General features: G+C 47.0%; 28 protein-coding genes and 4 tRNA genes. 10 read left to right on the top strand and 22 right to left on the bottom strand.

What is annotated here, in order from left to right:
* Positions 1-3 precede the first annotated feature (3 nt).
* The 17 genes from Q7J08_RS00895 to Q7J08_RS00815 form a co-directional block, all read right to left on the bottom strand.
* Positions 4-74 (bottom strand) — tRNA-Gly (locus tag Q7J08_RS00895).
* 42 nt (positions 75-116) lie between these two features.
* Complete coding sequence (locus tag Q7J08_RS00890; RefSeq protein ID WP_304909808.1) at positions 117-740, bottom strand: ArsR family transcriptional regulator; 624 nt, start codon at positions 738-740, stop codon at positions 117-119.
* Between the two features lie 183 nt (positions 741-923).
* A complete protein-coding gene (rpsB, locus tag Q7J08_RS00885) occupies positions 924-1,532 on the bottom strand; it encodes a 30S ribosomal protein S2 (protein WP_042699835.1) in 609 nt (202 codons plus the stop codon).
* A 1-nt stretch (position 1,533) separates the two neighbouring features.
* The gene (eno, locus tag Q7J08_RS00880; protein WP_304909807.1) at positions 1,534-2,733 is read right to left on the bottom strand and encodes a phosphopyruvate hydratase; all 1,200 of its coding nucleotides are present in this window, start codon (positions 2,731-2,733) and stop codon (positions 1,534-1,536) included.
* Positions 2,734-2,735: 2 nt separating this feature from the next.
* A complete protein-coding gene (locus Q7J08_RS00875) occupies positions 2,736-2,924 on the bottom strand; it encodes a DNA-directed RNA polymerase subunit K (protein ID WP_304909806.1) in 189 nt (62 codons plus the stop codon).
* 37 nt (positions 2,925-2,961) lie between these two features.
* Positions 2,962-3,036: transfer RNA gene (locus Q7J08_RS00870), tRNA-Pro, on the bottom strand.
* Between the two features lie 16 nt (positions 3,037-3,052).
* On the bottom strand, positions 3,053-3,241 hold the full coding sequence (locus Q7J08_RS00865; protein ID WP_081406697.1) for a DNA-directed RNA polymerase subunit N: 189 nt from the start codon (positions 3,239-3,241) through the stop codon (positions 3,053-3,055).
* A 72-nt stretch (positions 3,242-3,313) separates the two neighbouring features.
* On the bottom strand, positions 3,314-3,712 hold the full coding sequence (locus tag Q7J08_RS00860; protein ID WP_304909805.1) for a 30S ribosomal protein S9: 399 nt from the start codon (positions 3,710-3,712) through the stop codon (positions 3,314-3,316).
* 14 nt (positions 3,713-3,726) lie between these two features.
* Positions 3,727-4,149, bottom strand: a complete 423-nt coding sequence (locus Q7J08_RS00855; protein ID WP_304909804.1) for a 50S ribosomal protein L13 — start codon at positions 4,147-4,149, stop codon at positions 3,727-3,729.
* A 7-nt stretch (positions 4,150-4,156) separates the two neighbouring features.
* Positions 4,157-4,510, bottom strand: a complete 354-nt coding sequence (locus Q7J08_RS00850; protein WP_011833615.1) for a 50S ribosomal protein L18e — start codon at positions 4,508-4,510, stop codon at positions 4,157-4,159.
* On the bottom strand, positions 4,511-5,338 hold the full coding sequence (locus Q7J08_RS00845; protein WP_304909803.1) for a DNA-directed RNA polymerase subunit D: 828 nt from the start codon (positions 5,336-5,338) through the stop codon (positions 4,511-4,513).
* Complete coding sequence (locus Q7J08_RS00840; RefSeq protein WP_304909802.1) at positions 5,339-5,734, bottom strand: 30S ribosomal protein S11; 396 nt, start codon at positions 5,732-5,734, stop codon at positions 5,339-5,341.
* Positions 5,735-5,736: 2 nt separating this feature from the next.
* On the bottom strand, positions 5,737-6,285 hold the full coding sequence (locus tag Q7J08_RS00835) for a 30S ribosomal protein S4 (protein WP_304909801.1): 549 nt from the start codon (positions 6,283-6,285) through the stop codon (positions 5,737-5,739).
* Between the two features lie 13 nt (positions 6,286-6,298).
* Positions 6,299-6,751 carry a 30S ribosomal protein S13 gene (locus tag Q7J08_RS00830; RefSeq protein ID WP_304909800.1) on the bottom strand — a complete coding sequence of 151 codons (453 nt, stop codon included), beginning with the start codon at positions 6,749-6,751 and terminating at the stop codon, positions 6,299-6,301.
* Between the two features lie 74 nt (positions 6,752-6,825).
* A tRNA-Ser gene (locus tag Q7J08_RS00825) sits at positions 6,826-6,910 on the bottom strand.
* A 183-nt stretch (positions 6,911-7,093) separates the two neighbouring features.
* Positions 7,094-7,366 (bottom strand): DNA-directed RNA polymerase subunit L, encoded by a 273-nt coding sequence (locus Q7J08_RS00820; protein WP_304909799.1) that lies wholly within the window; start codon positions 7,364-7,366, stop codon positions 7,094-7,096.
* 62 nt (positions 7,367-7,428) lie between these two features.
* Positions 7,429-8,043: a translation initiation factor IF-2 subunit beta gene (locus Q7J08_RS00815; RefSeq protein ID WP_304909798.1), complete on the bottom strand. Its 615-nt coding sequence runs from the start codon at positions 8,041-8,043 to the stop codon at positions 7,429-7,431.
* A 190-nt stretch (positions 8,044-8,233) separates the two neighbouring features.
* Between Q7J08_RS00815 and Q7J08_RS00810 the strand changes: the two genes are divergently transcribed.
* Complete coding sequence (locus Q7J08_RS00810; RefSeq protein ID WP_304909797.1) at positions 8,234-9,397, top strand: type IV pilin N-terminal domain-containing protein; 1,164 nt, start codon at positions 8,234-8,236, stop codon at positions 9,395-9,397.
* Positions 9,398-9,466: 69 nt separating this feature from the next.
* Here the strand turns inward: Q7J08_RS00810 and Q7J08_RS00805 are convergent, their stop codons facing one another.
* Genes Q7J08_RS00805 through Q7J08_RS00795 form a run of 3 tightly spaced genes read right to left on the bottom strand, consistent with a single transcriptional unit; the run spans position 9,467 to position 12,541 of the window.
* Complete coding sequence (locus tag Q7J08_RS00805; protein ID WP_304909796.1) at positions 9,467-10,684, bottom strand: phosphoglycerate kinase; 1,218 nt, start codon at positions 10,682-10,684, stop codon at positions 9,467-9,469.
* A gap of 43 nt (positions 10,685-10,727) precedes the next feature.
* Positions 10,728-11,792 carry a DNA primase regulatory subunit PriL gene (gene priL / locus Q7J08_RS00800; RefSeq protein ID WP_304909795.1) on the bottom strand — a complete coding sequence of 355 codons (1,065 nt, stop codon included), beginning with the start codon at positions 11,790-11,792 and terminating at the stop codon, positions 10,728-10,730.
* A 5-nt stretch (positions 11,793-11,797) separates the two neighbouring features.
* Positions 11,798-12,541, bottom strand: a complete 744-nt coding sequence (locus Q7J08_RS00795; protein ID WP_304909794.1) for a DNA polymerase sliding clamp — start codon at positions 12,539-12,541, stop codon at positions 11,798-11,800.
* Positions 12,542-12,646: 105 nt separating this feature from the next.
* On the opposite strand from Q7J08_RS00795, the gene Q7J08_RS00790 reads away from it, so the two are divergent.
* From Q7J08_RS00790 to Q7J08_RS00775, 4 genes are all read left to right on the top strand, one after another.
* Complete coding sequence (locus Q7J08_RS00790) at positions 12,647-13,258, top strand: RlmE family RNA methyltransferase (protein WP_304909793.1); 612 nt, start codon at positions 12,647-12,649, stop codon at positions 13,256-13,258.
* Positions 13,233-14,189 carry a GTP 3',8-cyclase MoaA gene (moaA, locus tag Q7J08_RS00785; RefSeq protein WP_304909792.1) on the top strand — a complete coding sequence of 319 codons (957 nt, stop codon included), beginning with the start codon at positions 13,233-13,235 and terminating at the stop codon, positions 14,187-14,189. Before Q7J08_RS00790 ends, moaA begins: the two co-directional genes overlap by 26 nt.
* Positions 14,190-14,249: 60 nt before the next feature.
* The gene (locus Q7J08_RS00780; protein WP_304909791.1) at positions 14,250-15,941 is read left to right on the top strand and encodes an AMP-binding protein; all 1,692 of its coding nucleotides are present in this window, start codon (positions 14,250-14,252) and stop codon (positions 15,939-15,941) included.
* Between the two features lie 164 nt (positions 15,942-16,105).
* Positions 16,106-16,190 (top strand) — tRNA-Leu (locus Q7J08_RS00775).
* Between the two features lie 426 nt (positions 16,191-16,616).
* On the opposite strand, the gene Q7J08_RS00770 is transcribed toward Q7J08_RS00775, so the two are convergent.
* Together Q7J08_RS00770 and Q7J08_RS00765 are read right to left on the bottom strand one after the other, a co-directional pair.
* Positions 16,617-17,984 (bottom strand): pentapeptide repeat-containing protein, encoded by a 1,368-nt coding sequence (locus Q7J08_RS00770; protein ID WP_304909790.1) that lies wholly within the window; start codon positions 17,982-17,984, stop codon positions 16,617-16,619.
* Between the two features lie 668 nt (positions 17,985-18,652).
* Positions 18,653-19,126, bottom strand: coding sequence for a glycerol permease (locus tag Q7J08_RS00765; protein ID WP_304909789.1), 474 nt, complete (start codon positions 19,124-19,126; stop codon positions 18,653-18,655).
* Positions 19,127-19,518: 392 nt separating this feature from the next.
* Between Q7J08_RS00765 and Q7J08_RS00760 the strand changes: the two genes are divergently transcribed.
* From Q7J08_RS00760 to Q7J08_RS00740, 5 genes are read left to right on the top strand one after another with little or no spacing between them, the layout of a single operon-like run.
* Complete coding sequence (locus Q7J08_RS00760; protein WP_304909788.1) at positions 19,519-20,562, top strand: XRE family transcriptional regulator; 1,044 nt, start codon at positions 19,519-19,521, stop codon at positions 20,560-20,562.
* A complete protein-coding gene (locus Q7J08_RS00755; RefSeq protein WP_304909787.1) occupies positions 20,559-21,179 on the top strand; it encodes a hypothetical protein in 621 nt (206 codons plus the stop codon). The genes Q7J08_RS00760 and Q7J08_RS00755 overlap by 4 nt, the downstream gene beginning before the upstream one ends.
* A 1-nt stretch (position 21,180) precedes the next feature.
* Entirely contained in the window at positions 21,181-22,164 is a 984-nt protein-coding gene (locus Q7J08_RS00750) for a hypothetical protein (protein ID WP_304909786.1), read from the top strand.
* Positions 22,143-23,204, top strand: a complete 1,062-nt coding sequence (locus Q7J08_RS00745; protein WP_304909785.1) for a hypothetical protein — start codon at positions 22,143-22,145, stop codon at positions 23,202-23,204. Before Q7J08_RS00750 ends, Q7J08_RS00745 begins: the two co-directional genes overlap by 22 nt.
* 16 nt (positions 23,205-23,220) lie before the next feature.
* Positions 23,221-23,583 carry a hypothetical protein gene (locus Q7J08_RS00740; protein WP_304909784.1) on the top strand — a complete coding sequence of 121 codons (363 nt, stop codon included), beginning with the start codon at positions 23,221-23,223 and terminating at the stop codon, positions 23,581-23,583.
* Positions 23,584-23,795 lie beyond the last annotated feature (212 nt).

The following is a 23,795-nucleotide window of genomic DNA, read 5'->3' as shown; positions in this document are numbered from 1 at the left end:
GAATGCGATAACCGGGGATCGAACCCGGATTAGAGGCTTGGGAAGCCCCTGTCATGCCATTAGACCATTACCGCATCTCAGTAGTATTTTGTTTGCAGGGTTATAGAGATTTCTTATTAGGAGGTGAGTTCGGTGGTCTCAAGCGCATGATGCGTGATCCCGCACAGCGTATATCTCCCCGCTTCCGAGTGAACATATCCTTTGGATGCAAGAGAGCGCAAGGCAGCAGTCACTTCAGGAATGCTTCGGCCGCTGGTATCGGAGAGTTCGATCGGCGTTAGAGGGGCATACACCAAAGCGAGAAGAAGCTCGGCCTCGATGTTGTTCTGAAATACTGTTCTCCCGTTCACGATCACATCACTCATCATCTCATCGATATCCTTCTCGACAGCTTCAAGGTGTTCAATGAGTTTTTCCCTGGAGTCAAGGAGTCGGCGGATCATACAGATCTTATCGGAAAGGGGGAGGACCTCGCCTTTTTCGGGAGAGACGGTCTGAGGAGGCTGCTCGGATTTCGTGACCTGGACCGAGAGAGTGAAATCATTCACGAGATAGTAGTATTTTCGCCGTTTGTCATCCTGATAACTGGAGATGACCGCCTCCTTCTGCATGATGGCAAGGTGTTCTATGACGGCTTTCGGGTTGATGACCAGGCGATCGGATATTTCCGTGACGAAACAGGGTTTCTGCCGGAGAAGATCAAGGATCCGCCGGCGGTTCCGGTTTCCAAGGATGTCCAATAAATGAGATATATTATCTTGGTCAAACATTATTATCGAGATTACATTATGTAAGGGGATATTTCTTTAAATGTCTTCTTATCACTCAGTGACAGATCATGTCATATCCGAATATGTGTTCACTAAAAAAAGGGGGGGGATTTTCTATTGTTTGCTGAGTGTCGCCTTCGGCTTTTGTCAGCGTTAGAACTCAGACTCAAAGTCTTCAACCGTCATGGCTGAGACAATGCCTTTCTGTCTGAGGAACTCTTTGGTCAACAGGAAGTAAACCATAGAGAGTGCTTTGCGTCCTTTGTTGTTGGTCGGGATAACGAGATCAACATTGTTGGTGCGGTTGTTGATATCACAAAGTGCAATGACCGGCATACCTGACTGGACTGCCTCGGTGATAACCTGAGCATCTCCGATCGGATCGGTAACGATGACGACTGAGGGTTCAACATATTTCGGGAGTTTCGGGTTGGTTAAGGTTCCGGGGATGAATCTGCCAACGTGGGAGAGTGCACCGATCGTATCTGCGAACTTCTGTGCCGGGTACTGACCGTACTGACGGGAAGTAACGACGAAGATTTTTGCAGGCTCGTAGCGTGCAAGGAACTTTGCTACCTGTTTGATGCGCTCATCGGTCTTTCTGATATCGATAATATAGAGACCGTCAGCTCTGACACGGTAGATGAAGTCTTTCATGTCGTTGTCTTTCTGCTGGGTTCCAATGTGGACACCGGCGGCAAGATATTCTTCTACAGATACTAATGGTTCGTTTAATTCAATTCCAAGTTCATTGTCGGTCATTTTAGAAATGCTCCTCAATTCTTATAAGTTCATTTAATTTAGCAATGCGCTCTCCGCCGACAACACCGCTCTTCATAAAGCAGCAGCCGAATGCTGTTGCGAGATGTGCGATGGTATTGTCGGTCGTTTCACCGGATCGGTGGCTCATGACCGTTTCATACCCGTAATCACGGGCGAGACTGATCGTTTCAAATGTGTCGGAAAGGGTACCGATCTGATTTGGTTTGATCAGAACACAGTTACAGGCATCATTTCTGATACCTTCTTCCAGACGGAGAACATTCGTCACGAACAGATCGTCGCCGCAGATAAGGGTATCACGGCCGGAAACTTCCTCGGTGATACGTGCAAACCCTTCGAAATCTTCTTCCTGGATCGGGTCTTCGACATAAAGCAGGTCGTATTTTTCGGTCAGGTCTGCAATGTATGCAATCTGCTCCTCAGTAGTTAGCTTTGCATTCTTATAGACATATCTCCCGCTTGCAGCATCCCACATCTCTGAGGCGGCAACATCAAGACCCATGCGGACTTCAATGTTGGTCTCGTCAAAGACTTTGGTGGTAGCTTCGTTCACGATTTCAAAGGCTTCAAGGTCAGTGATGTGCGGAGCCCATGCCCCTTCATCACCCTTGCCGCATCCCTTACCGCGCGCAATAAGGATCTCTTTGATACGTTTGTGAACGAGTGCATTCGTAAATACGGCCTCGGCTGCAGAAGATGCGCCGGTCGGTATGATCAGAAACTCCTGGATATCGGTTGCGTCAACTGCGTGAGCGCCTCCGCCGATAACATTGCCTAACGGGAGCGGGGTCTGAGATACGAACGCACCGCCAAGATACTGATAAAGTTCCATGTTGAGGGAACTTGCAGCGGCTTTTGCATTGGCAAGTGAAAGAGCAACGGCGATGTTGGCGCCGATCCCGGAAAGATCAGACGTTCCGTCGATCTCGTGAAGGGTCTCATCAAATCCGCGCTGGTCTGCCGAGTCAAGTTCGATAAGCTTAGGGATCAGGTGTTCCCTGGCTTCAAAAACAGCCTCATCACATGGACGGACTTTTGCTTCATAAATACCTGTTGAAGCTCCGCTCGGAGCACAGGCGCGGCCAAAGCCGCCGGAAATAGTGGATATCTCGGCTTCGACGGTTGGATTACCGCGAGAGTCGAGAATAGTGCGAAGAAAGATCTCAGCAATTTCGGTCATACTTACAGCACCTCTGATCGGTCACCGAACTGGCGTTTCACCGTTATTGGGACCCGATCAGCGTCGAATTCCTCTAACGCAATGTCAAGAGGATCAATCTTTGCAGTTTTTACAAGAACCGGAGCTCCCATAGAAATCTGTAAAGCACGCGCCCCGACGATACGGGCACGTTCATAACGAGTATATTTCATAGAAAATCACATCCATAAATAAGAAAGAATGGAAAAATGGGGTCGCTGAGATTCGAACTCAGGTCACTACGTCCCGAACGTAATAGGATGGTCCAGGCTACCCTACGACCCCGCAATTCATTCATGTCTCACGTGTACGGATACAACTCATCAACAGTCTCTTTGTGAGAGATAAGCATTCTTCTGCAGCAGTAACGGTCTAACCCGAGTGAATCAAGAATCTCTTTCGGATCCTCGCCTGCAGCTTTTCTCTGTTGATATTCTTCCCATACAGTAGAAATTACTTTTCCACAGGTGAAACATCGAACTGGTATCATAAGTTATCTTTACGTCCTTATTAAATTGTTGATATGTGGGGATATCCCCGCATATATTCTGTATGCTGTGCCTTAACGATAAGACTTCTGGAACCGTGCACGAGCACCGCGTCCATGAGGCTTTTTCGCTTCCTTCTGACGGGAGTCGTTGACCAGGAGTGTTCTGTCGTAAGAGAGGTACACTTCCTTGATCTTCGGGTCATTGGTCCAGGAAAGGATACCGCGGCCAAGTGCCGTGCGGATTGCCTCTGCCTGTCCCATGACGCCTCCGCCGGAGACATCAATATCAACATCGACGTTGTCGATGGATCCTGGTGCAAGAGCAAGTGCCTCGAAGATCTTCATACGGATGATCTCGTTGCCGTAAACTTCAAGAGGAACAGAGTTGATTCTAACTCTGCCTTTTCCCTCACGAAGGGTGGCGCGGGCAATTGCAGTCTTTCTTTTTCCACTGGTGTTAATAATTTTCATCTTAGATCACCTGTTTAGAATTTTGCTCCAAGGTTTTTGCTGATCTCACCAACAGATATGTATCTGGCGCCGCTTAACCGTTTCCGGTGTGCGTCTTCCAGAACTTCTGCCTCTACGCCTTTGAATTCATACGGAACACCGACGTAGGTTTTGACACGGCGGAAAGCTGCTGCTCCCGGCCGGGTCTTGTAGGGGATCATTCCACGGATAGTGCGTTTTACAAGGTGATCCGGGCGTCTTGGGAAGAATGGACCTCCTTCAACGGATCCGCGAACACGAGTTACCTGGTATTCGTTTAAGATCATTGCACGGGCACCGGATACGATGACCTTCTCGGCATTGATGATTGCAATCTCTTCACCGGCAAGGATGCGGGTTGCAACAATACTGGAAAGTCTTCCAAGAAGGAGATTTTCTCCATCAATAACTGTTACCATACTCATCTCACCTCAGAATCCTTACACGGCTTCCTTTCGGATTTGCTGCAACAAGCTCTTCGATTGTCATGCAGGTGCCTTTTGCTTCAGTTATTTTCTCGCGGGCTGCATCGGAGAAGTTGAGAGCTGCAACTGATACTGACGTACCAATCACGCCTGCTGCGAGCACTTTGCCCGGGACCAGGATGATCTCATTCTCGTTTGCATAGCGGTTGATTTTACCGACGTTCACTTCTGCCTGATTCTTGCTGGACGTATTAAGACGACCGGCAATCTCACGCCAGATGTTTGCCTCGTTCTCCCGGGATGCACGTTTAAGCATCATGATTAAGGATTCGAGACGTGGGTTAGTTTTATTCATTTACAGTCCCTCCTGTAATGCTTCAATCAGATCTGAAGATCGTGATTTGATATGCAGCAGTGCTCTTTCAATGATCTCTTTCACCGGCAATGACCCGTCGCTTTCAACAACGAAGATGAACTTCGTGCTGTCTGCACTAATTATAATAGCCGGGTCTTCACCAATGCCGCTGTCCATACATGCAGTCTCACAGAGACGGCATAACGAACAGTCTTTTTCCTTGCTTTCGCCGTTTACAACACGGATGCTGACGGTATCTTTCGTGAGTTCCAGAACGTCACGGGGACATTCAGAAACACATTTTCCACAACCGTCACAGGTATCTTTGATGGTGATGACCGGGTACTCGGAGTAACCGCAGGCAAGAGTCGGCTGCCATTTGGCATGCTCTTTTCCGTAGTTTACTTCCGCAACTGCTTCCAGTACGACTTTCTGATTTTCCCAAAGTTTGATGATCGGGATGTTGTTATGGACCGGAATGGTGTTTTCGTCCATGGAGATTAAGTCGCCGGAGGTGACCATCTTCGGACCTTCAACACTCAGAGTAAACATTACTGTGCAGTGTGGACATCCCGCGCCGCCGCAGGAACATTCACTTTTTGGAACATACTGCGAAAGATCGGTCTTAATGGGGATGAGACCAAGTCTGTGTGCCAGCATCTCATCAAAGAGAACACTGGTATTGTCATAGATGCGGATATCTTCGATGGCGAGGGTTGGCACCTCACCGATCATCGAGCGACGAAGTGCGTTAGCGAATGCAGGGGTCGCTCCGTGAATAGTAAAACGTGCGACAGAGTCATCGAGCCTGCTGAATACCAGATCCATTCAGACTCTCCTGCCTCTTCTTCCACCTTTGGCACGAATGCTGTCGTGTGGTACCGGAGTTACGTCTTCGATTCTGCCGATGCGCATACCTGCACGTGAAAGTGCACGGATTGCAGCCTGGGCACCGGGTCCTGGCGACCGCTGTCTTCCGTTTCCGGGAGCGCGAACGCGGATGTGGAGTCCGGTGATACCTTTATCTTTGGCTGCCTGAGCAATGTTGATTGCCATCTGCATTGCTGCATAGGGCGAGGACTCATTGCGGGCCTGCTTAACAACCATTCCACCGCTGGACTTGCTGATGGTTTCTGCACCAGAAAGATCGGTTACGGTGATAATAGTGTTGTTAAACGAGGCAAAGATGTGGGCAATACCCCATTTTTCAGTTGCTTCTGCCATGATTATGCCCTCTGATTCATGATACGCTGACGTTCGCCGTTGGCTTCGTCTTCAAGACTGGAGGTTGCGTAATACATAATTCCTGCTTCTTCTGCGATTGTAACCATGTAGCTTGGAACGCTTACACGCTGACCATTGATAGCAATGTGTCCGTGAGTGATAAGCTGACGTGCCTGTTTCGGGCTGCGTGCAAGACCTTTGCGGTAGACGATCGTCTGAAGACGGCGCTCAAGGACATCTTCAACTTTTAAAGACAGAATGTTATCCATTGCTGCGTCTGGACCAATAATTCCATAACGCTGGAGCGTGGCAACGAGTTCGTCACGGCGGGCAATAGTCTTTGGTGCTTCGCTACCGATAGAGGAAGTCATTGCAAGAACTTCACGAGCGCCGCCTCTGTGCTTTCTGAGGACTTCAGTGGCTCTCCAGATCTCACGTTTGTTACGCAGACCGTAGGTGATCGCAAGGGTGCGTTCTGATTCAATACGCGACTTCTCGAAGCGACGCTTCGGGGAAGAGTATTGTTTGGTGTTCTTTCCTGGGTATCCCATTTAAATCACCGAATTAGTTCCGCCTCTTGGTGACACCAACGATCTTTCCAAATCTGCCGGTGGCTTTCGTACGCTGTCCGTGGACTTTGAGACCACTCTCATGACGAATACCGCGGTAGCACCGCATCTTCTTCATGAGGTTGATATCATCTTCCTTCGAAAGGGTAAGGTCGCTGCCGTAGAGGTGCTTCGGTTCTCCCGAATACACATCTACCGGGCGGTTGACCATCCATTTTGGCACTGAGGCAGGATATGCTTTCACCTGCTCTTCAATCGCGGCCACATCATCATTGCCTAAGAGACCCATGGTAGCATGGATATCAACGCCGGCTCGGCGGGCAATGACAAGTGCGGCATGGAGGCCGATGCCCTTAATGCCAGTCAGCGCAAGCTGAACAGGCTGGGTACCGTCCAGATCAGTGTTAATGATCCGCACAAAATATTTTAATTCTGACTCTTCAACCATTGTTTCGCCTCTCTTTTAGAGAGTTTAGTCTAAATTTGGAACACACAATAGGTGTGTGTGTTGCGTATGTTAAGCGCAGACGGAGGGATTTGAACCCTCGAGTCCCAGGGGGACACAGGTTTAGCAAACCTGCGCCATACCAGGCTTGGCTACGTCTACAGAGAACTCCGCATCTTTCCTTCCGACTTTTCAGAAGGCTGCACAAAATCCATTACAGATACTATGCAGATCGACACTCGCAATATGCTAGATACTGCTCCACTAAACTGAGTGCTCTATTAAGTAGGGTTTAGATCATTATAATACTTCGCCTATCACTCTGAGGAGAAGAGAGAAAAAGTATTAGTTTTTCAGACAGCCAAGGAGGGCGTCGCAACGATCGATCATATGCTGAGCAGCATCACGGATGACGGCGAGTGGTTCCTTCGCAGATCCGGGCTTCATCGTAACAAGTAGTTCCGGATCAGAGAACTGGTATTTGATCACATAGGTCGCAACGTCCACTTCAGGATCTGCAAGGATCTCATCAACCAATGCGTTGACCATGGTGTGCCCCTCACCTTCCAAAGTGATCCGTATTTTATCCTTCTCAAGCTCGATAATCTTCAGCTTCATTCCCTTATAGATTCGCTCGGCAACACTATATAATTGTGGGGTAGATCAATTAAAAAAAAAGATTAGAGGATTTTCTGAGTGAAGGCAACCTGACCGGAGATACGGGTGATCCGGACCTTGACATTCTGCCCTGCCTTTGTTCCGGCCACATATAGAATATATTTGCCGATCCTTGCAACACCATCGCCTTTCTTACTGATGGACTCGATATGGACCTCAAGTTCCTTTCCTTCCTCAATGGCGGGACCCTGTACCTCTGTCTTTGCTTTCCGCTTACGGATAGGTCTCTTCGACCCGCATGCCTCACAGAGGAGCATCTGAACACGGTCGTCTTTGACGAGTTTCGTATCAGGTCTGCCGCATTCAGAACAGATGACATAATCGCCGACATAGGTATCAACGATCGCATCAAACTGTGCCTGCTCGAACTTTCCATTGAACACCGCGCGGTTTCCATCGATCTTACCGGCCGTACCAAGTTCACCTAAAATGAACTTCATGAAGTGATCCTTATCACGATTCAGTGAACTCAAGATCTCAGCAAAATTCTCAAGAACGGTTGTTTTACCCTCAATATAGATCTTAGGCTTCGGCATAACAAACCGTTCACCCGTCTCCGTCGGCTCGCCCATCCCGGAATACGCGGTCTTTAACATATCTTCGTATGACTGCACCATAATACATAGACGTTGGTCGTGAGAACATATAGGTCTGATGCACCGGATGAGAATCTGATCGGAGTCTGTCCGACAAAAGTGAAGCAGAGACACAACAGACCCGAAAAAGCTGTTCTGCACGCAGAAACCCTTTTTATGTTTGAAAAAGAAGAATCTAATTAGATAATTATTATCTCCAGGAATATTCTGCATGATATCAAAACCAGAAGCCGGAATATCCCCGATAATCGGTGTGATACTGCTCATCTTTCTCACAGTAGTTCTGATAGGAGGAACTGCCCTGATTTTTTTCGGATTTGCCGACGACCTGACCGAGCCTAAACATGCATATATCACAGCAGAAGCGACGGACAATGCCACAAATCCCCTTGTCCTGCACGTGTGGCATGTCGGGGACGGGACGGTGTTGAAAGATCTGATCGTTTCGGTCAACACGCCGGATGGAGTCAGCATCGGAACACCAACGAAGATTTCGAATGCATTTTATGTGGGAGAGACCATCCCTATCGAATTCGACGACAGCTTTCCAAAAGGGAGTTACCTTGTCACGGTAACCGGCGAATTTGCCGATGGAGCAAAACAGGTGCTTTTTACCAAAATCATGGATCTTTGGGCTGACGGGCAAAAGATTCGGGAAGTTGCTACTGAAAAGCTGTTCCTTATGGCAGATTATGCGTACTGGAAACCAAACAAGCTTTATCTGACGGACACGACTCCCTACAAAAATATCTTGAACATCTCGTACTGGACGCTTGATCTTGGCTATTCGGGCGTGGACATACAAGTATTGTCCAACCCGGCGGATGATTACAGTTATACCTACCCGCCCGAGGCATTCAACGGAACATCACAGACATTCGTGATCACCTATACTGCATATTACATCGACGGAAAATCCAAGACGACCGTGCAGAAAGCCGTCCAGCTCTACGTCAGCGAACAACCGGGCCAACTTGGGGAATATGTGAGAAATTACAAGATAGGAGGTGAATCTCTGCAGGGAACCGGAGATTCAACGCATCACATACCCCTGATTGGGATACTGTCCACCACTATCTGGAGAGAGGATATCGAGGGGAGATATATTATCGTCGACGGGCAATACCGCCCCGCCCTGCAGGTTAATCTGAACGATCCAAAAGAAGGAGCCAGTTCAGTTGCGATCACCTGTGATACCGAGTTCCGTGTGGGTAGTACCGCATATTTTGCAAGCGGGGAGACGTATGAGGGAAATTTCTCAACGTTCTATCCTAATACGGCAAACAAAACCGCGATCAATGTCACCCTGAAAATATTCGATGTAAATAATACCAAATTAGCCGAACAGACGACCGTGATCACCATCAGGGAATGATCACATCAGAAGATGATCCTGCAGAGAAATTTCTGCATGCATACATAATTCCAAAAAAAAGAGAGAGGATCAGTTCCCAAACTTCTTCCAGGACTCTTCCAGTGCCGCGATCGCGGGAAGTTTCTTTCCTGTCAAAAACTCGATACAGGCACCCCCGCCCGTAGATAAATGAGAATACTGAGAAGCGAGACCCAGCTGCTCGATAACCGCTGCCGTGTGTCCGCCGCCGCATACAGAGAAATTCACATTTGCCGCAGCACGCAGAAGTTCAAAAGTACCTGAAGCAAACTTTGCCTCTTCAAACACACCAGCCGGACCGTTGAACACGATCGACCCGGAATTTTTTAACTCCTTTGAGAACTGCACGATCGAATCATTACCCATATCGAGAATAGGACAGTCCTTTGGGATCATGCGAATAGGATACTCCTTACGCTCATCATTCTCTTTCACCGCCACATATTCCGGCAGAAGGATCTTGTCGGGATAGGATTCCAGAATGCTTTTCGCCTTGGCAACTTCCCCGTCATATCCGAGAGTATGGATCAGATTCCTTGACGGCTCACCGATATCGATACCCTTCGCGAGATAAAACACATTTGCCACCACCCCAATAATAGCAACTCTGTCTGCGGTCTTATTCGCGAGAACATTTCCGGCAACCGCGATGGAATCATCCACCTTCGTTCCGCCCAGAACAAACGTCACCGGTTTTGGTGCCGAGGTGAACACTTTTGAAAGCATCGAGACCTCTTTCTCCATCAGGAGACCGGCGACTGTCTTCATAGCATATGAAAGGCCGGTGGTTGTCGGCTGGGACCGATGTGCCGTTCCAAACGCATCGTACACAAAGAGATCCGCCATCGAGGCAAGTTTTTTCACAAGATGGGTCTTTGCTCCATCTTCGGGTTTCAGATTTAGATTTTCCTCTGCAGAGAATCGGACATTTTCCAGCAGAACAACATCCCCAGGGTGAGCATCACGAACCGCACGCTTCGCACAGGTTCCAAAGATATCATCCACATAGGTGACCGGCATCCCGAGAAGCCGCTCCAGTTTATCCGCATGAGCGGCAAGCGTGGTAAAATCCTTTTTGCCGGGCCTGCTCTGATGTGCGAGGACCACAACACGGGCATCTTCAAGTGCCTGCAGCGTAGGAATGTGTTCACGGAATCGTTTGTCGTCCAGGATGGTATTGGAGGAAGGATCTATTGGGGAGTTGAAATCCACGCGGACAAGAACAGTTTTTCCGCGTGTCTCAATATCTGCGAGAGTCCCGAATTTCATATGGAAAAGATATGCTTTGTGTAGCTATAAATACCAAGTGTCTTCATGGTTCAGCAGGATCGGGAGCCGCGTTTCCGGCCGCAGCACCCTCTGTTTTTTTCGCCATCGCCTCATCTCTCATCCGCATTTTTTCCATCATCTTCTTTTTGGAGCGGTAATAATTCAGCGGGTGGGAAACCGACTCGCAGAGCCGATCCTTATTCACACATATCCCGTGCGTCAGCATTGTCGCGCAGGAAGGTGTCGTGTATTCATTTGTGAGAATATGATCGACCTGATAATTCGTCATATCCGGATTATAATCCGGACTTCGCGCAAAGATCCCCGCAACCTGCTCACCATTCATCCCCACATTATGCAGAAACGCCGTCATAGAAAAACGGCCCGAATGCGTAAGGTTGACGCCGGCAGATGCAGCAGAGATCAAAGCCTGGATGCAGGGAGGATATGCCGACTCATCGATCGCCCCGAACTCGACGAGGGTCCTTTCCTGGACGGCCGCGAGGATCTTATCGCTCCACGGGAGATACTCCTTCGCGATCGATTCAGGAATGTCGAGCGGCAGACCGGATGAGAGGATCGTTCGTATTCTTTCGGCGATCAAAACATCCATCTCCTCGGAAGAAACAGACACCCGACCCTTTTCCACCTCGCGGTTTATCAGCCGCCACTTCGCATCACGCACACGGGATGCAAGTTCCACATACCGGATCACCGGGAGAAAACCGTCACCGGTCTCGAGACTCAGCTCTTCACACACCCGTTTTTTCAGAAGTTCATTTTCCTCGATATGAAAATATGCGTAGACCCGGGCAGCCTCCATCTTACAGAGCCGTTCGATCGTTCGTTTATCTTTCGCACAGGAAACGAGCACCCGGGCGAGAACATATGTTATGATATCAGAAACCACATCATCTTCTGATTCAGGATATACGATTTTTCCGTCGAGTGCGATAATTATCCGTTCCGCTGCACGATCCAGGTATGAACAGCCGAGCTTTGAGTCGGAAAGTCCGGCGACTTTGATTCCGCGGGATGCAAGCAATCCCTGAGCTTCAGGTAAAAAAGGATAGTGAGCCAGATCGCGCTTTTCAACGGACGTGCGCATAACGGTTATTCTGCCTCGATCCTCGGAGCAAGCAGATAGCCGACACTTCCTTTGCCGCCGGCATAGACGAAGGAGAACTGGACCGGATGATCATTTCCGAGACGGATCTGGACCTTGTCGGCATGACTGATGGATTTACCCATATCCTTCAGATAGTCCAGGGAGAAGAGGGATTTTGCATCGGCACAGGTAATATAATGAATATCATCGCCCACGAGCTCACGTTTGATCCTGTCGGAATCACCGTCTGCATTCAGCGTAAATATACACGATTCGGCGGAAACCGAGAGGGAGATCTTATCGGAAACCATCGCGGATGCCTTGATCGCATCATAAAACATGACACCCGGAACCTCGAAGGTTGCAGGAAGGTTCAGATTCGGCGCGTTTGGATCTTTTCTGATAGTCTTTGTATCGAGCAGGGTTATTGAATATTCATATCCGCCGAAACTGATTTTGAGTTTTTTGCCTGAGTCATCAAGTTCAAGAGAGACGATGTCCGTCTTTCCTATCATGGACATCATCGATCTGATTTTTTCTATATCAAGACCAATTTCACATGGTTCTGCCGCGAATGTTATAAACGCCGATGCAGAGAGCTCTAAAGAAACCATTGCCACGTTGGAGGTATCCACCGTGATCGTTCTGATTCCCTTCTCGTCAACGTGAAGACGGCATTCGTTTACCAGTGCTGAGACTGCATCGATGGTCTCCCGGAAAATATCTGCTTCGATGGTTGCTTTTAACATTAGTATAACCCCTTGACACACTCTCTTATACCAGCGTGACAAACTTTAATAGTATAATTATATCCGCGCTCATATAAGATATACGTTAAGTTGGGAGGAAAACACATGGGATCACAATGGACAAAAGATAATGTATATAGAAAAGCCATGCGGGATGGATACAGGGCCCGCTCTGCATATAAACTGATAGATATCAATGAACGATTCAATGTAATTCGGACAACGGATAATGTGGTGGATCTTGGCGCGGCACCAGGAAGCTGGCTTCAGGTTTTGAAAACGATGACCGAAGGACAGCTCTGCGGTGTCGATTTAAACCCCATCGTTTCACTGGAAAATGTCATAACCATCACCGGAGATTTTACCGATCCGGCTATCCAGGCAAAAGTCAGAGAGGCAATGCCGCTCGTGAATGTGGTGGTATGTGATGCATCCCCCAACCTTTCAGGAGCAAAAGCCTATGATCAGGCACGGGTCATGGCTCTGAATGAGGAAGCCCTCAACTTAGCCAGCACTCTCCTGAAGCAGGGTGGAAATCTGGTCATGAAATCCTTCCAGGGCTCCGAGTTCAACGATCTTCTTCTCCTCGTTAAGGAGAAGTTCTACTCTGTCAAAGTGATCCTTTCGACAGCCTCTCGCAGGGGAAGTACCGAATGCTACATCATTGCAAAGAACTTCATAGGGGAAGCCAATGACGACAGAAAGAACCGCGAGTGATATTCTCACCGACACCTACAATAGAAAAATATCGAACGTAAGGATAGCACTGACCAGTGCCTGCGATCTGCGGTGTATTTACTGCCATCGGGAGGGGGAGGGGGATAATGGATGTACGAGAGATGAACATACTTCCCAGATGACCAAAGAGGAGATCTCAGAATTGATCAACGTTTTTGTCGAGCTCGGGGTAAGGACGATAAAACTCACCGGAGGAGAACCTCTTCTCCGTCCTGATCTTCTGGACATCATCCGATCTATTCCCCCCAATATCGAGTCGTCTCTAACTACAAACGGCACACATCTGGCAGAACTTGCCCCACAGCTGAAAGCAGCAGGTCTCTCACGCGTGAATGTGAGTCTGGATTCCATGAATCGTGAGACCTACAAGAAAATCACCGGAAAAGATCGTCTGAAAAATGTTCTTGACGGGATCGATGCGGCACTCGCGGCAGGCCTCACACCGGTAAAACTGAATATGGTCGTCCTGAAAGGCATGAACGATCATGAGATCGACGACTTCCTGGCATATGTTCGTGCACGCGGGAAAAATCTTATTTTACAGATCATCGAGCTGATGGACATTAACGGATGGACTGACGACATGGATCCGGTGACGCACGGAAATGCCGAACAGGTTGCGAATCTTGAGAAAGAGTTCGCCAAGCACTCATCCCAGGTAACGACCAGGCACATGCACCACCGGAGAAAATATCTGGTGGACGGGGCTTTGGTCGAGGTCGTTCGACCTATGCACAATCCGGAATTTTGTGCAAACTGCAACCGGCTTCGCGTAACATCCGACGGGCTTTTGAAACCCTGCCTCTTAAAAACAGGAAATGAAGTTTCCATCAGGGGACTCCACGGGGATGAACTCAAAGCGGCGATCGGAGCTGCAGTGAAAAAACGAAGTCCGTATTTTACTGCGTAATAACCGATTATCACAGATAATTAATTATTGAATAGCGCTTATACGTAAGCAGAATTCTTTATGACAGAAGCTAACGGCAACATCGGAGACTACGAGGAAACCTACAAGACCTTCTCCATCGACGTCCCGAAACATTACAATTTTGCGTTCGACGTCATTGACGCCTGGGCAAAACGTGACCGCAACCATCTTGCAATGATATGGACGAACCAGGACGGTGAGGAGAAAAAGTTCACCTTCTGGGACATGATGATCCACTCAAACGAGGCGGCAAATATCCTGATGAAGTTCGGCATCCAGAAAGGTGACCGTGTTCTTCTCATGCTCCCGCGTGTTCCGGAGTGGTGGATATTGGTCCTTGGTATCATGAAACTCGGCGCTGTTTTCAGCCCGTCACCCCACATGCTTACTGTCAAGGATATCGCCTACCGCATGAAGGTAGGCGGCTTTAAAATGGTCATCACCGACAGCGAAAATATGGCAAAGGTGGATGAGGTCGCGACCCAATGTCCCCACCTTCAGCTTCGCATGATCGTTGATGATAAACCCGGAGAAAAGATCCCCAATCCTTGGATAGGCTACCAGAACGAGCTCAAATATCCGGCACGGGTCTCAACAAAACTGGTCAGTTCGACCGGCCGCAAGGTCCTTTCGACCGACCCGATGCTCATCTACTTCACGTCAGGGACTACAAAAGACCCGAAGATGGTGCTGCATGACTACGCTCACCCGCTTGGACAGACGGTGACGGCAAAGTTCTGGCACGATCTGACGGAGCATGATGTCCACTTCACGGTCTCGGATACCGGCTGGGCAAAATGCGGCTGGGGTAAGATTTACGGCCAGTGGATCTGCGGTGCATGTATTTTCGTGTACGATTACCGCACGAAATTCCACGCGACCGAACTTCTTCCGCTCATCGAACGATATGGTATCACTTCATTCTGTGCTCCGCCGACGATCTACCGAATGCTGATCATCGCCGATCTGAAGAAGTTCTCGTTCTCCGAACTCAGAACATGTACAAGTGCAGGCGAACCGCTGAACCCGGAGGTCATCCGGATCTGGCGCGAAGGAACGGGCCTCACGATCCGTGAAGGATACGGACAGACCGAGACCTGCTGCTGTATCGCAACACTGCCCGGAATGGAAGTGAAGCAGGGATCGATGGGGAAACCAGTTCCTGGCTGGCATATCCAGCTTCAGGACGATGACGGACATGAAGTAGTGCAGGGAGATATCGGAAAGATCGCGGTCTCACTGGATCCAAGACCTGTTGGACTGATCAAGGAGTATCTGAATAATCCAGAAGAAAACGCCGCAATGTTCGTGAACGGCTGGTACTACACCGGAGATAAGGCACGTCTGGATGAGGACGGATACTTCTGGTTCGTCGGCAGAAACGATGATGTGATCAAGAGTTCCGGCTATCGTATCTCGCCGTTCGAGGTGGAATCGACCCTCCTTGAGCACCCTGCAGTCAAAGAAAGCGCCGTTGTCGGCTCACCGGATGAGATCCGCGGCATGGTTATCAAGGCGTTCATCGTGCTGCACGATGGGTTCCAGCCTACTGATAAACTCGCAAAAGAGATCCAGGAGTATGTGAAGCGGACGACCGCTCCGTATAAATATCCGCGACTTATCGAGTTCATTCCTGAGCTGCCGAAGTCATTCTCCGGAAAAATCAGACGGGGCGAGCTGCGTGAGCGTGAGATGAAGCGCTTTGAAAATGAAGGAAACGGCGAACAATAATATCCAGATGCCGCCAGCGCGTGGTCTGGCTGAATACATTTTTTTGCGGGTGGCTGACCGGTCTCACGCGAATAAAACCGCATGTATATTTAGCAGAACATCAAATATGTAAAAGCACGTTTGTGCAATGATCCCTTTGTGAATGCAAAGGAGTCAGATTACTTGCGAAGGTAGCCAAGCCAGGTTAAAGGCGCCAGCTTCAGGGGCTGGTCTCGTAGGAGTTCTGGGGTTCGAATCCCTTCCTTCGCACTTGTTTTTTACAGTTCTTTAGTATGTTAGTATGAATGCGAAGTTTTGTATTCTATCTATTTTTTGGATAGGGGTGCGGGAAGGTGACTTGCGAGGGGAGCGAAGCAACGTAATCCTTGAGCAAGTCGAAGATTGGTGATTGCGAGGTGGACGCTGAAAGCGGCCGACCTTAGCGGAGCAACCCGAAGGTTTGCGATCCGGCAAGGGAAGGCCCGCGGTGGGGAATCTTGTTTTTGAATTTAGAATAATATTCTCTTTTTTGCAGGAGTACATGGCTGATTACAGAGATAGGATAAATGCAGATACCTGAGAAAAAACCGACTGGAAATTCCAAAAAATGATTTCACGTGAAATTACACTGATCAAGAATAATAGAGAAGAAAATCCAAAAATGTGAGGGGTTAATGGAAATTCTGGAGTATTTTTTTATTTTTCATTAGGACTAAGATTCTGAAACATGATGCTGAATCTAGCGATTAATGCAGCAAGGATGAAATACCCTACGAAAACATGAAGGAAGACAAAGAATAGTGTCAATGGTTCAATCTTTGTGGTGGCCATATCAGTCAGACTAATAATCATAAGATTAGATTTCATCCAATCAGTAAGAAATATAACAATATTACCTCCAATATTTTCCCAAATTGGACTTAGATGCAAGGTCATTAATTCCTGAAAATCACTCCCAAGCCATAAAAAATATATTATTGAGAAAATTGTATTCCACAAAATAAATGCAAAAATTGGCCTTTTGGTAGATGACCCATAGTCTGTCAGGAACCAGAATGGGCGCATTATGATTTGTAAAAATACATGATTTTTATACCAATCATTCCATCTATAAACTCGAATATTTTTTTCAATCCTAGTTTTTGTAAGCGTATCTATTCGGCATGTACCTAATGCGACATTACTAAAATCCGTTCCTTTTTTCTCTCTCCAGATTTTCTTCAATTTACACAATATTGAATCCCCATTTTCATTTTTGCAATTTACGATTCTCGAAAGCAGAGATCCGGTTGCATCATCAATTCGTATGTTCTGAAATGAAGTATTCTCATTGACAATAGCCCATGATAGATTTGCTCCTTGAAGATATGAACTCTTAAAATCTGCTCCATTTAAGTGTGCATTATCCAACCTGGCTCTTTCCATCTGTGCCATCTGGAAGTCTGCCCCCTCCAGATGTGCCTCCTGGAAGTTTGCCCCTTCCATCTGTGCCTCCTTCATCGCTGCTCCATCCATATGTACCCCAAAGAAATCTGCCCCCTCCATATGTGCCCACATAAACTTTGCCCTCTCCATCAGTATCCCAGTGAAGACTGCCCTCTCCAAATGTGCCCTCATGAAGACTGCTCCCTCCAGATGTCCTAAACCGAAGACTGCTCCCTCCAGATGTGCCTCAAAAAAGATTGCCCCCTCCAGTCGTACCTCACTAAAGTATGCCCCCTCCATATGTGCTACACTGAAGTCTGCTCCCTCCAGATGTAACTCCGGGACCTCTGTCAAATCCAAACGTTCTTTAGTGAAACGAACGCCGCGGGATATTGCCTCTCGAAAATCTTTCTTTACAAAATCAGGTCTTATTAATCCAGAAAATGTATCCACCAACTCCAAAATATCTATCGGATCCCCCCTCTTCTCAGGATACAACCTGTTCCATTCCGATTCCAGATATTCCAGGTACAGATCATTCCATTCGCCTATCCTGTTATACTCTACACACTCAATCAGAAAATCAGAACTCAGCTTTTCATACAGCTCCTGATTCCACCCTTCAGGTTTCTCATCCATAATAGAATGAATAGTCCCTTCTTCATGATTATCATTACCCAAAATGCCACGGAAACATATATTTTCTGAAATCAGGAGGCGGAAATCTACTGGTGTGTGTATTCATCCGTACAAAAAAATTCTTTTTCCTGAATCCAAAAATAGGATATCTCCACCGCGGGCCGCTCCGCGCCGAAGTTGCGCCCCCGCACCCCAGAATAGCTTGCAAATTCAAACTGATTCAAGCGAGTTTTGTCTACTTTGCCTCCAGCCAGTTCCCGTAAAGATAAAAAGATTTTTTTGGTTATTTTTGGGGTGCGGAAGGGCAACTTCGGCGCGGAGCCCGACGCGGTGGGAAATCCTCTAATTTAGGATGCAGTGATAACTATACTCTCTTATGTGTGGGTGTAAACTGATTTCTTGTATGGAATACGTGCAGAAAAAAGAAGAAAAATTCCTCTCAGGGATGGAGAGGAAAAACCTCCAGCCCTAAGACGGAAATAACATGATATCCACAAGGGAGGTCATCTCTGCCCTGCGAGGAACCTCGCAAACCTTTGGTTTGCTCGGCTGAGGGACCTAAAGGTCCCCACCTCCTCGACGAGTTTCCCAAAAAGCATAATGAGAAACCCGAGGAACACAAGGATCAGCTTCCTAAGCCGGCTGGAGATCTGCATCTCAGCCTCCCGTTAGTTCAGGGCAGGCTTGGTGTCTGCCCAGGCATCGACCGCTGCAAGGGTGGCGTCGTCGGCATAGCCGGAGACGGTCATCGACTCCCGGTTGAGACTGATCTGGAAAGTATCGGTCCCGAGCTTTGCGGAAATGCGGACGTTCCACGTTGCTTCGGTACCGATCTCGGAGGTCTCTGCCGTACCGCCGTTCCCGAATGCGGTCTTGAGATCCGCACTGCCGGTGAGGGCGGTGATCGCGGCTGCGTATTCAGCTCTGCTGTAGGCCGTGACCTGGACCTTGCCGTTCATCTCGTTGGTGGAGGGATCGAAGTAGCCGACATAGGTCTTGTAGGTCTGCTTTCCGAGCTCGACTTCGGCAAGGCTGAGGGGGTTTTCCACGCCGGTAATTTCTGCGATGATCGCATCATACGCGGCGGCGTTCGTAAACTCTGCGGTGAAGATCCGCTTTGCGGATCTTGCACGGAGAGACATGGGGATCGATGCGGAGAAGGCAAAGATGCTTTTGATGCTGCAGGATCCAGAGATCCAGAAGGAGCTGTGTAGACGGCTTTTGTGATTTTTTGTCCGTGTCCTAAGCAATCATTACCCTCATAGATTTTTTTGGAGAACTCCGCACAAAATCCCATCCTCAGATTGCTGTGATGCTTCATAAGATATTTAGTTTGAAGTATCGGCGGTATTTTGATGGAATGAATATTTGCATTTTTTGATCATTTTTTGTCCAGTTAATACTGATTTCCAGACATAATTTATGATTTTTATCCATCTCAAATATCTTTATATAGTGGAGCTGCGTATGAATATATTAGGTTACAAATTTATTAAAAAATAGATTTTAGTAAACCACAATTTGGTAAGATAGTATGTTTGGTGAAAGGTTGAAACAAGCAAGAAAACTTGCCAGGCTGACCCAGGAGCAGCTCGGCGAACGTGTTTCGGTAGAAAAAATGACCATTTCCAAATATGAGGCTGGGAAAATCAGTCCTTCGTCCAGTACGCTGATTTCACTGAGCCGTGTTCTGGATGTCGATATCGATTATTTCTTCCGTGAGACTTCGGTCGTTTTGGCATCGACGCCCCAGTTCAGGCTTGCGGATCCTAAGGAAAAACTGCCGAAGAAGGAAGAAAAACAGATCATAGCACGGACTCAGGAACTTCTGGAAAAGTATCTGGAAATCATGGCAATCATGGATATTCCCTCTGTCGAGGTGGATTATGCTCATCTCAAATGGGATGTTAACTTCTTTCATGAGGATATTGAAGCCCTCACATTTGAGGTCCGTAAAGAGTGGGAACTTGGTCTGGATCCAATTGATAATCTGATGTCTACTGCTGAGGATAACGGGTTTAAGATCATGCTCGTGGATGGACCGGATAATTTCGAAGCTGTGACATTTCCAAATGAGAGTATAGGTCCGGTGATCGTATTGAGAAAGAATGCCCCAAAGGAACGTCAGCGGTTTTCTCTGGCACATGAACTCGGGCATTATTTTGTGAATCGCGGATGGTGTAATGCCGAGGCGGCGGCAAACAGGTTTGCTGCTGCATTGCTGGCGCCAAAGCAGATGCTTATGAAGGATACGGGCGTTCATCGAACGGATTTCACGAAGGAGGAGCTGCTTTTGCTTCGGGAGAAGTATGGGATGAGTGTTTTCGCTCTTCTGGTTAGGATGGAGTCGCTCAATATCATTGATGAGAAGACGAAGAAGAAGCTCATGAAGGCTGACAGGGAGAAGAGATGGAGTGTCCGTTCGAACGGCGAGGCGTATTTACATACGGAGGAGCCGAAAAGAATGGAGCTTCTGGTTCGCCGGGCAGTTTCCGAGGGGATTATTTCGACAAGTAAGGGGCGTGAGCTTCTTGGGGAACAGATCTCCTTTACGAGTCTGTCCGGGGAGGCTGCATGAGTCTGTTCGATCAGGTTTTAGTTGATATGAACGGACTCACGTACTTTTTGGATCTTTCACTCCAAGAGGAGTTTTTCGGGAATGTGGGTAAGTCCTTTACTCTTGATTTGATCAAGGAGATTGAAATGAAGCGACCGTCATGGGATGAGGTGGCAGGTCACGGTCTGGAGACGATGGTTTTATCTGACACGCAGATGTCGGATGCGATTTCCCTGATGACAAAACGAAAGGGTCTGGGTATCTGTGATGCGGGTCTGCTGATCCTCTGCAGGGATACGGGCCTTCCCCTCATCACGGAGGATAAGAAGATGATTTCTGAGATGGAGCGAGAGGGCTGGCAGCGTGTTCCGATTCCGGATGTTGTCGGTATGATGATGAAGGAGGGTATTATTTCCCATGAGAAGGCATGCCATATTTTTGATCTGCTTGATTCTACTATTTTGAAGAAACGGTATGACTGCAGTGCATATCTGGAGAAGTATTCGGAGAAGTCACCGGAGGATGTGGTTTTGGAGGAGAGTCCGGCGTATGCTGAATGTTTGAGCATGTCGTCAGAGCGTGAGGAGGTCGTTGTTATGGTTCGTTTGGAGACGAGCTCGGAATATTCCGGGGTGTGAAATGGGAATGAGTGAAGAGAGCGGGAATGCTGGTAAGAGAATTAAGTCCAATTGGATGATCGGCGTGCTGATCCTTGTGTTCGCCGCAGTTGGATTTATCTTTGGGCTTGGAGCAAGTGGGATGGTCAATGCCGGAGGGTTTTGGGAGTGGGCAAATACGTATTCCGGCGTTCTTTCGTTTTTTGCTTCGGTGATTTTAGTTGGTGTGACAATTAGCTATGTAATATTTACCCACTCTATGGCAAAGGCTTCGGAGAAATCATTGGAACAGGCTAAAGAACAAACGAAGTTATTATCAAAACAGATTCAACTGGATAAACAACCCTTAGTTATTCCTTCAATTACTTCAATAAATATAGTAAGGAATCTTGATCTCTCAAAGTTATTGATTGGACACTTGCAGGTTCTTTGTAACTGGGTCAATATATCGAACGAACCGGCACTATTTGTATTTTTATTTGGTTATATTGAAATCCCAAAAACAGATGGTGAGGATACCGTGATAATGAAATCAAGTTCATATCGCGATTCAGCTCTCTATCTTATGAAAGACGGTAAACTTGATTTGCGTCTCGATTTTACTGTAAAACGATCTTCACCCCTATGTAAGAGACTTGGAATAGTATTTGATGAATCGGGGAATATTATAAAAGCAGAAATACGTTGTAACACACCGCATCCAAAGATTGTAATTACAACCTATTATCGGAATCTTGCAGGACAGTGGTTTAAAGCCTCAGTTCTGAAAGAAATATACGGGTTTACTGAGATTATTGATAAAGACGGCATATCAAAATGCAAGATAATAACCGAAAATGGAATGGAAAGATGCGAAATAGTTTCTCATGTACCTTGGACATGTGCTCCGTATATTATTAAGGATGTAACCCTAGATGACTTTAAAAATGATGTGAAAAAGCATTCAGATGAGAGTTTGTATAACAAGTTAGGGAGTGCTGATGAATGTGCGGAGATGAGCAAATAATGATTTCAGATTTTGTTACAACTATCCGGCGAATTAGAGATCATATTACGAGGACTGAAACCTATAATCTCATTTATCAAAAAAAATACAACTGGAACATGCTCTGTGTTTCTCTGGGTACTTTCCAGGATACTGAGGAGATGATACAGTATTTCCGAGAAAGCGAGTTTCCGGAGGATGTGAGAGGAAAGTTTCTCGCTATTTATGGGCTATTACAAGCATTATTTGTTCAGAAGGATGCTTTATTGAATGCCAACGCCGCATTGGAATTGCCAAATATAAATCTCTCTACCGATTTTCCAGGTTTGCACTCAATTCGCGAGATGAGAAATGATGTGGTGGGACATCCTACTAAAAGAGATCAGGGTAAGAAAAAACCCGATGATTACACGTATTTTCAACTAGCACGTGACGGTTTGTCGAAGTCTTCGTTTAAGTATGTGACATGGAACAATGAGATACGTGGGGAAATCACTGAGGTTGATGTTATGATGAATCTGGATAAACAACACGAAGAGGTAATAAAAGGGCTGAATAATATTTCAGAGGCATTGGATGTAAAATTTAAAGAATATATTGACGCTCATCGGGAGAGAAAAATGATCGATATTTTTGCACAGTATGGATATGTCAGAGAAAAGTTACTCAGCGAACCCCTGGATGAATCATGTTCTGTCTCGGATGAAAGTCTTGCTGCAGTTGAAAAGATTATTGCAGATTATAAGTCTGAATTGGATCAAAGATACGGGTCTTGGGAAAAAGTTGGTCCTAGTACTGAAATCCTCAGGGAGATTGATGAACACTATGCAATTATTTCCATAAGAGAAGCAGATTTTCCAGAAGATATTCGATGTAGGCAGATGAGATGTTCTGCGGAATCACTTTGCCGGAGCTTGGATATTCTTAGGGACTATAGCATTGAAACAGACAAATACTTTGAGACCTATGATGATCTGTTTACCTCTACGGTTGTTGAAGAACCTGGAGAACCCATCACGGTGACCATCAATGGGAAACCCATATGCCCTGATAAGGAATAATCTAAGGTGAACTGAAATGGCATGGTATGGAATATTCAAAGATACATTAAAACTGGCTCAGACGGCGAATAATGCTGAACTCTATGATAAAATGATGGAGCTTCGCAGCATGATGTCTGAAATGCAGGATGAAATTGACAGATTAAAGGATGAAAATAGATCTTATAAAACACGAATTTATGAATTGGAAGAGATTAATATCCTGAAAGAGGATATTGAATTCCATCAAGATCCATATATCACCCTGAAAAACGACCCTCAGCATATTAAATACTGTGCTGCATGTTGGAACAAGGATCATAAACTCATCCCTGTTGCCTTTATAATCAATCATTATCGTTGTTCAATATGCAACTCAAAATGGATGTCTGCTCGATAATGGGAAGAAAAGGCACCTATTAATGAATCGGGAAATTGCCTTTACTCAGAGTTTGAATGGGCTTATTCCAAAATATCTCTTTTATTTCTTGCAACCCGTAAAAACGCACTGACAAAAACATCCGTTCTTCAGATAACGCCAGAATATCCGCTGCTTTTTTCTCGCACATGAAGAAAAAAACACGGCAAAAATCTTATGCAGAAAATGACCTT

Origin of the sequence: Methanocorpusculum sp. (assembly GCF_030655665.1) — an archaeon.
Lineage (GTDB): Archaea > Halobacteriota > Methanomicrobia > Methanomicrobiales > Methanocorpusculaceae > Methanocorpusculum.
Note: the sequence above shows the minus strand (reverse complement) of the source record. Positions and strands in the feature narration are given on the sequence as shown.

Excerpts from the sequence above, each read along its gene's own strand:
- rpsB (WP_042699835.1), bottom strand. The coding sequence starts at position 1,532 with ATGACCGACAATGAACTTGGAATTGAATTAAACGAACCATTAGTATCT.
- eno (WP_304909807.1), bottom strand. The coding sequence starts at position 2,733 with ATGACCGAAATTGCTGAGATCTTTCTTCGCACTATTCTCGACTCTCGC.
- Q7J08_RS00875 (WP_304909806.1), bottom strand. The coding sequence starts at position 2,924 with ATGAAATATACTCGTTATGAACGTGCCCGTATCGTCGGGGCGCGTGCT.
- Q7J08_RS00865 (WP_081406697.1), bottom strand. The coding sequence starts at position 3,241 with ATGATACCAGTTCGATGTTTCACCTGTGGAAAAGTAATTTCTACTGTA.
- Q7J08_RS00860 (WP_304909805.1), bottom strand. The coding sequence starts at position 3,712 with ATGAAAATTATTAACACCAGTGGAAAAAGAAAGACTGCAATTGCCCGC.
- Q7J08_RS00855 (WP_304909804.1), bottom strand. The coding sequence starts at position 4,149 with ATGGTAACAGTTATTGATGGAGAAAATCTCCTTCTTGGAAGACTTTCC.
- Q7J08_RS00850 (WP_011833615.1), bottom strand. The coding sequence starts at position 4,510 with ATGAATAAAACTAACCCACGTCTCGAATCCTTAATCATGATGCTTAAA.
- Q7J08_RS00845 (WP_304909803.1), bottom strand. The coding sequence starts at position 5,338 with ATGGATCTGGTATTCAGCAGGCTCGATGACTCTGTCGCACGTTTTACT.
- Q7J08_RS00840 (WP_304909802.1), bottom strand. The coding sequence starts at position 5,734 with ATGGCAGAAGCAACTGAAAAATGGGGTATTGCCCACATCTTTGCCTCG.
- Q7J08_RS00835 (WP_304909801.1), bottom strand. The coding sequence starts at position 6,285 with ATGGGATACCCAGGAAAGAACACCAAACAATACTCTTCCCCGAAGCGT.
- Q7J08_RS00830 (WP_304909800.1), bottom strand. The coding sequence starts at position 6,751 with ATGGTTGAAGAGTCAGAATTAAAATATTTTGTGCGGATCATTAACACT.
- Q7J08_RS00820 (WP_304909799.1), bottom strand. The coding sequence starts at position 7,366 with ATGAAGCTGAAGATTATCGAGCTTGAGAAGGATAAAATACGGATCACT.
- Q7J08_RS00815 (WP_304909798.1), bottom strand. The coding sequence starts at position 8,043 with ATGGTGCAGTCATACGAAGATATGTTAAAGACCGCGTATTCCGGGATG.
- Q7J08_RS00810 (WP_304909797.1), top strand. The coding sequence starts at position 8,234 with ATGATATCAAAACCAGAAGCCGGAATATCCCCGATAATCGGTGTGATA.
- Q7J08_RS00805 (WP_304909796.1), bottom strand. The coding sequence starts at position 10,684 with ATGAAATTCGGGACTCTCGCAGATATTGAGACACGCGGAAAAACTGTT.
- priL (WP_304909795.1), bottom strand. The coding sequence starts at position 11,792 with ATGCGCACGTCCGTTGAAAAGCGCGATCTGGCTCACTATCCTTTTTTA.
- Q7J08_RS00795 (WP_304909794.1), bottom strand. The coding sequence starts at position 12,541 with ATGTTAAAAGCAACCATCGAAGCAGATATTTTCCGGGAGACCATCGAT.
- Q7J08_RS00790 (WP_304909793.1), top strand. The coding sequence starts at position 12,647 with ATGGGATCACAATGGACAAAAGATAATGTATATAGAAAAGCCATGCGG.
- moaA (WP_304909792.1), top strand. The coding sequence starts at position 13,233 with ATGACGACAGAAAGAACCGCGAGTGATATTCTCACCGACACCTACAAT.
- Q7J08_RS00780 (WP_304909791.1), top strand. The coding sequence starts at position 14,250 with ATGACAGAAGCTAACGGCAACATCGGAGACTACGAGGAAACCTACAAG.
- Q7J08_RS00770 (WP_304909790.1), bottom strand. The coding sequence starts at position 17,984 with ATGGATGAGAAACCTGAAGGGTGGAATCAGGAGCTGTATGAAAAGCTG.
- Q7J08_RS00765 (WP_304909789.1), bottom strand. The coding sequence starts at position 19,126 with ATGTCTCTCCGTGCAAGATCCGCAAAGCGGATCTTCACCGCAGAGTTT.
- Q7J08_RS00760 (WP_304909788.1), top strand. The coding sequence starts at position 19,519 with ATGTTTGGTGAAAGGTTGAAACAAGCAAGAAAACTTGCCAGGCTGACC.
- Q7J08_RS00755 (WP_304909787.1), top strand. The coding sequence starts at position 20,559 with ATGAGTCTGTTCGATCAGGTTTTAGTTGATATGAACGGACTCACGTAC.
- Q7J08_RS00750 (WP_304909786.1), top strand. The coding sequence starts at position 21,181 with ATGGGAATGAGTGAAGAGAGCGGGAATGCTGGTAAGAGAATTAAGTCC.
- Q7J08_RS00745 (WP_304909785.1), top strand. The coding sequence starts at position 22,143 with ATGTGCGGAGATGAGCAAATAATGATTTCAGATTTTGTTACAACTATC.
- Q7J08_RS00740 (WP_304909784.1), top strand. The coding sequence starts at position 23,221 with ATGGCATGGTATGGAATATTCAAAGATACATTAAAACTGGCTCAGACG.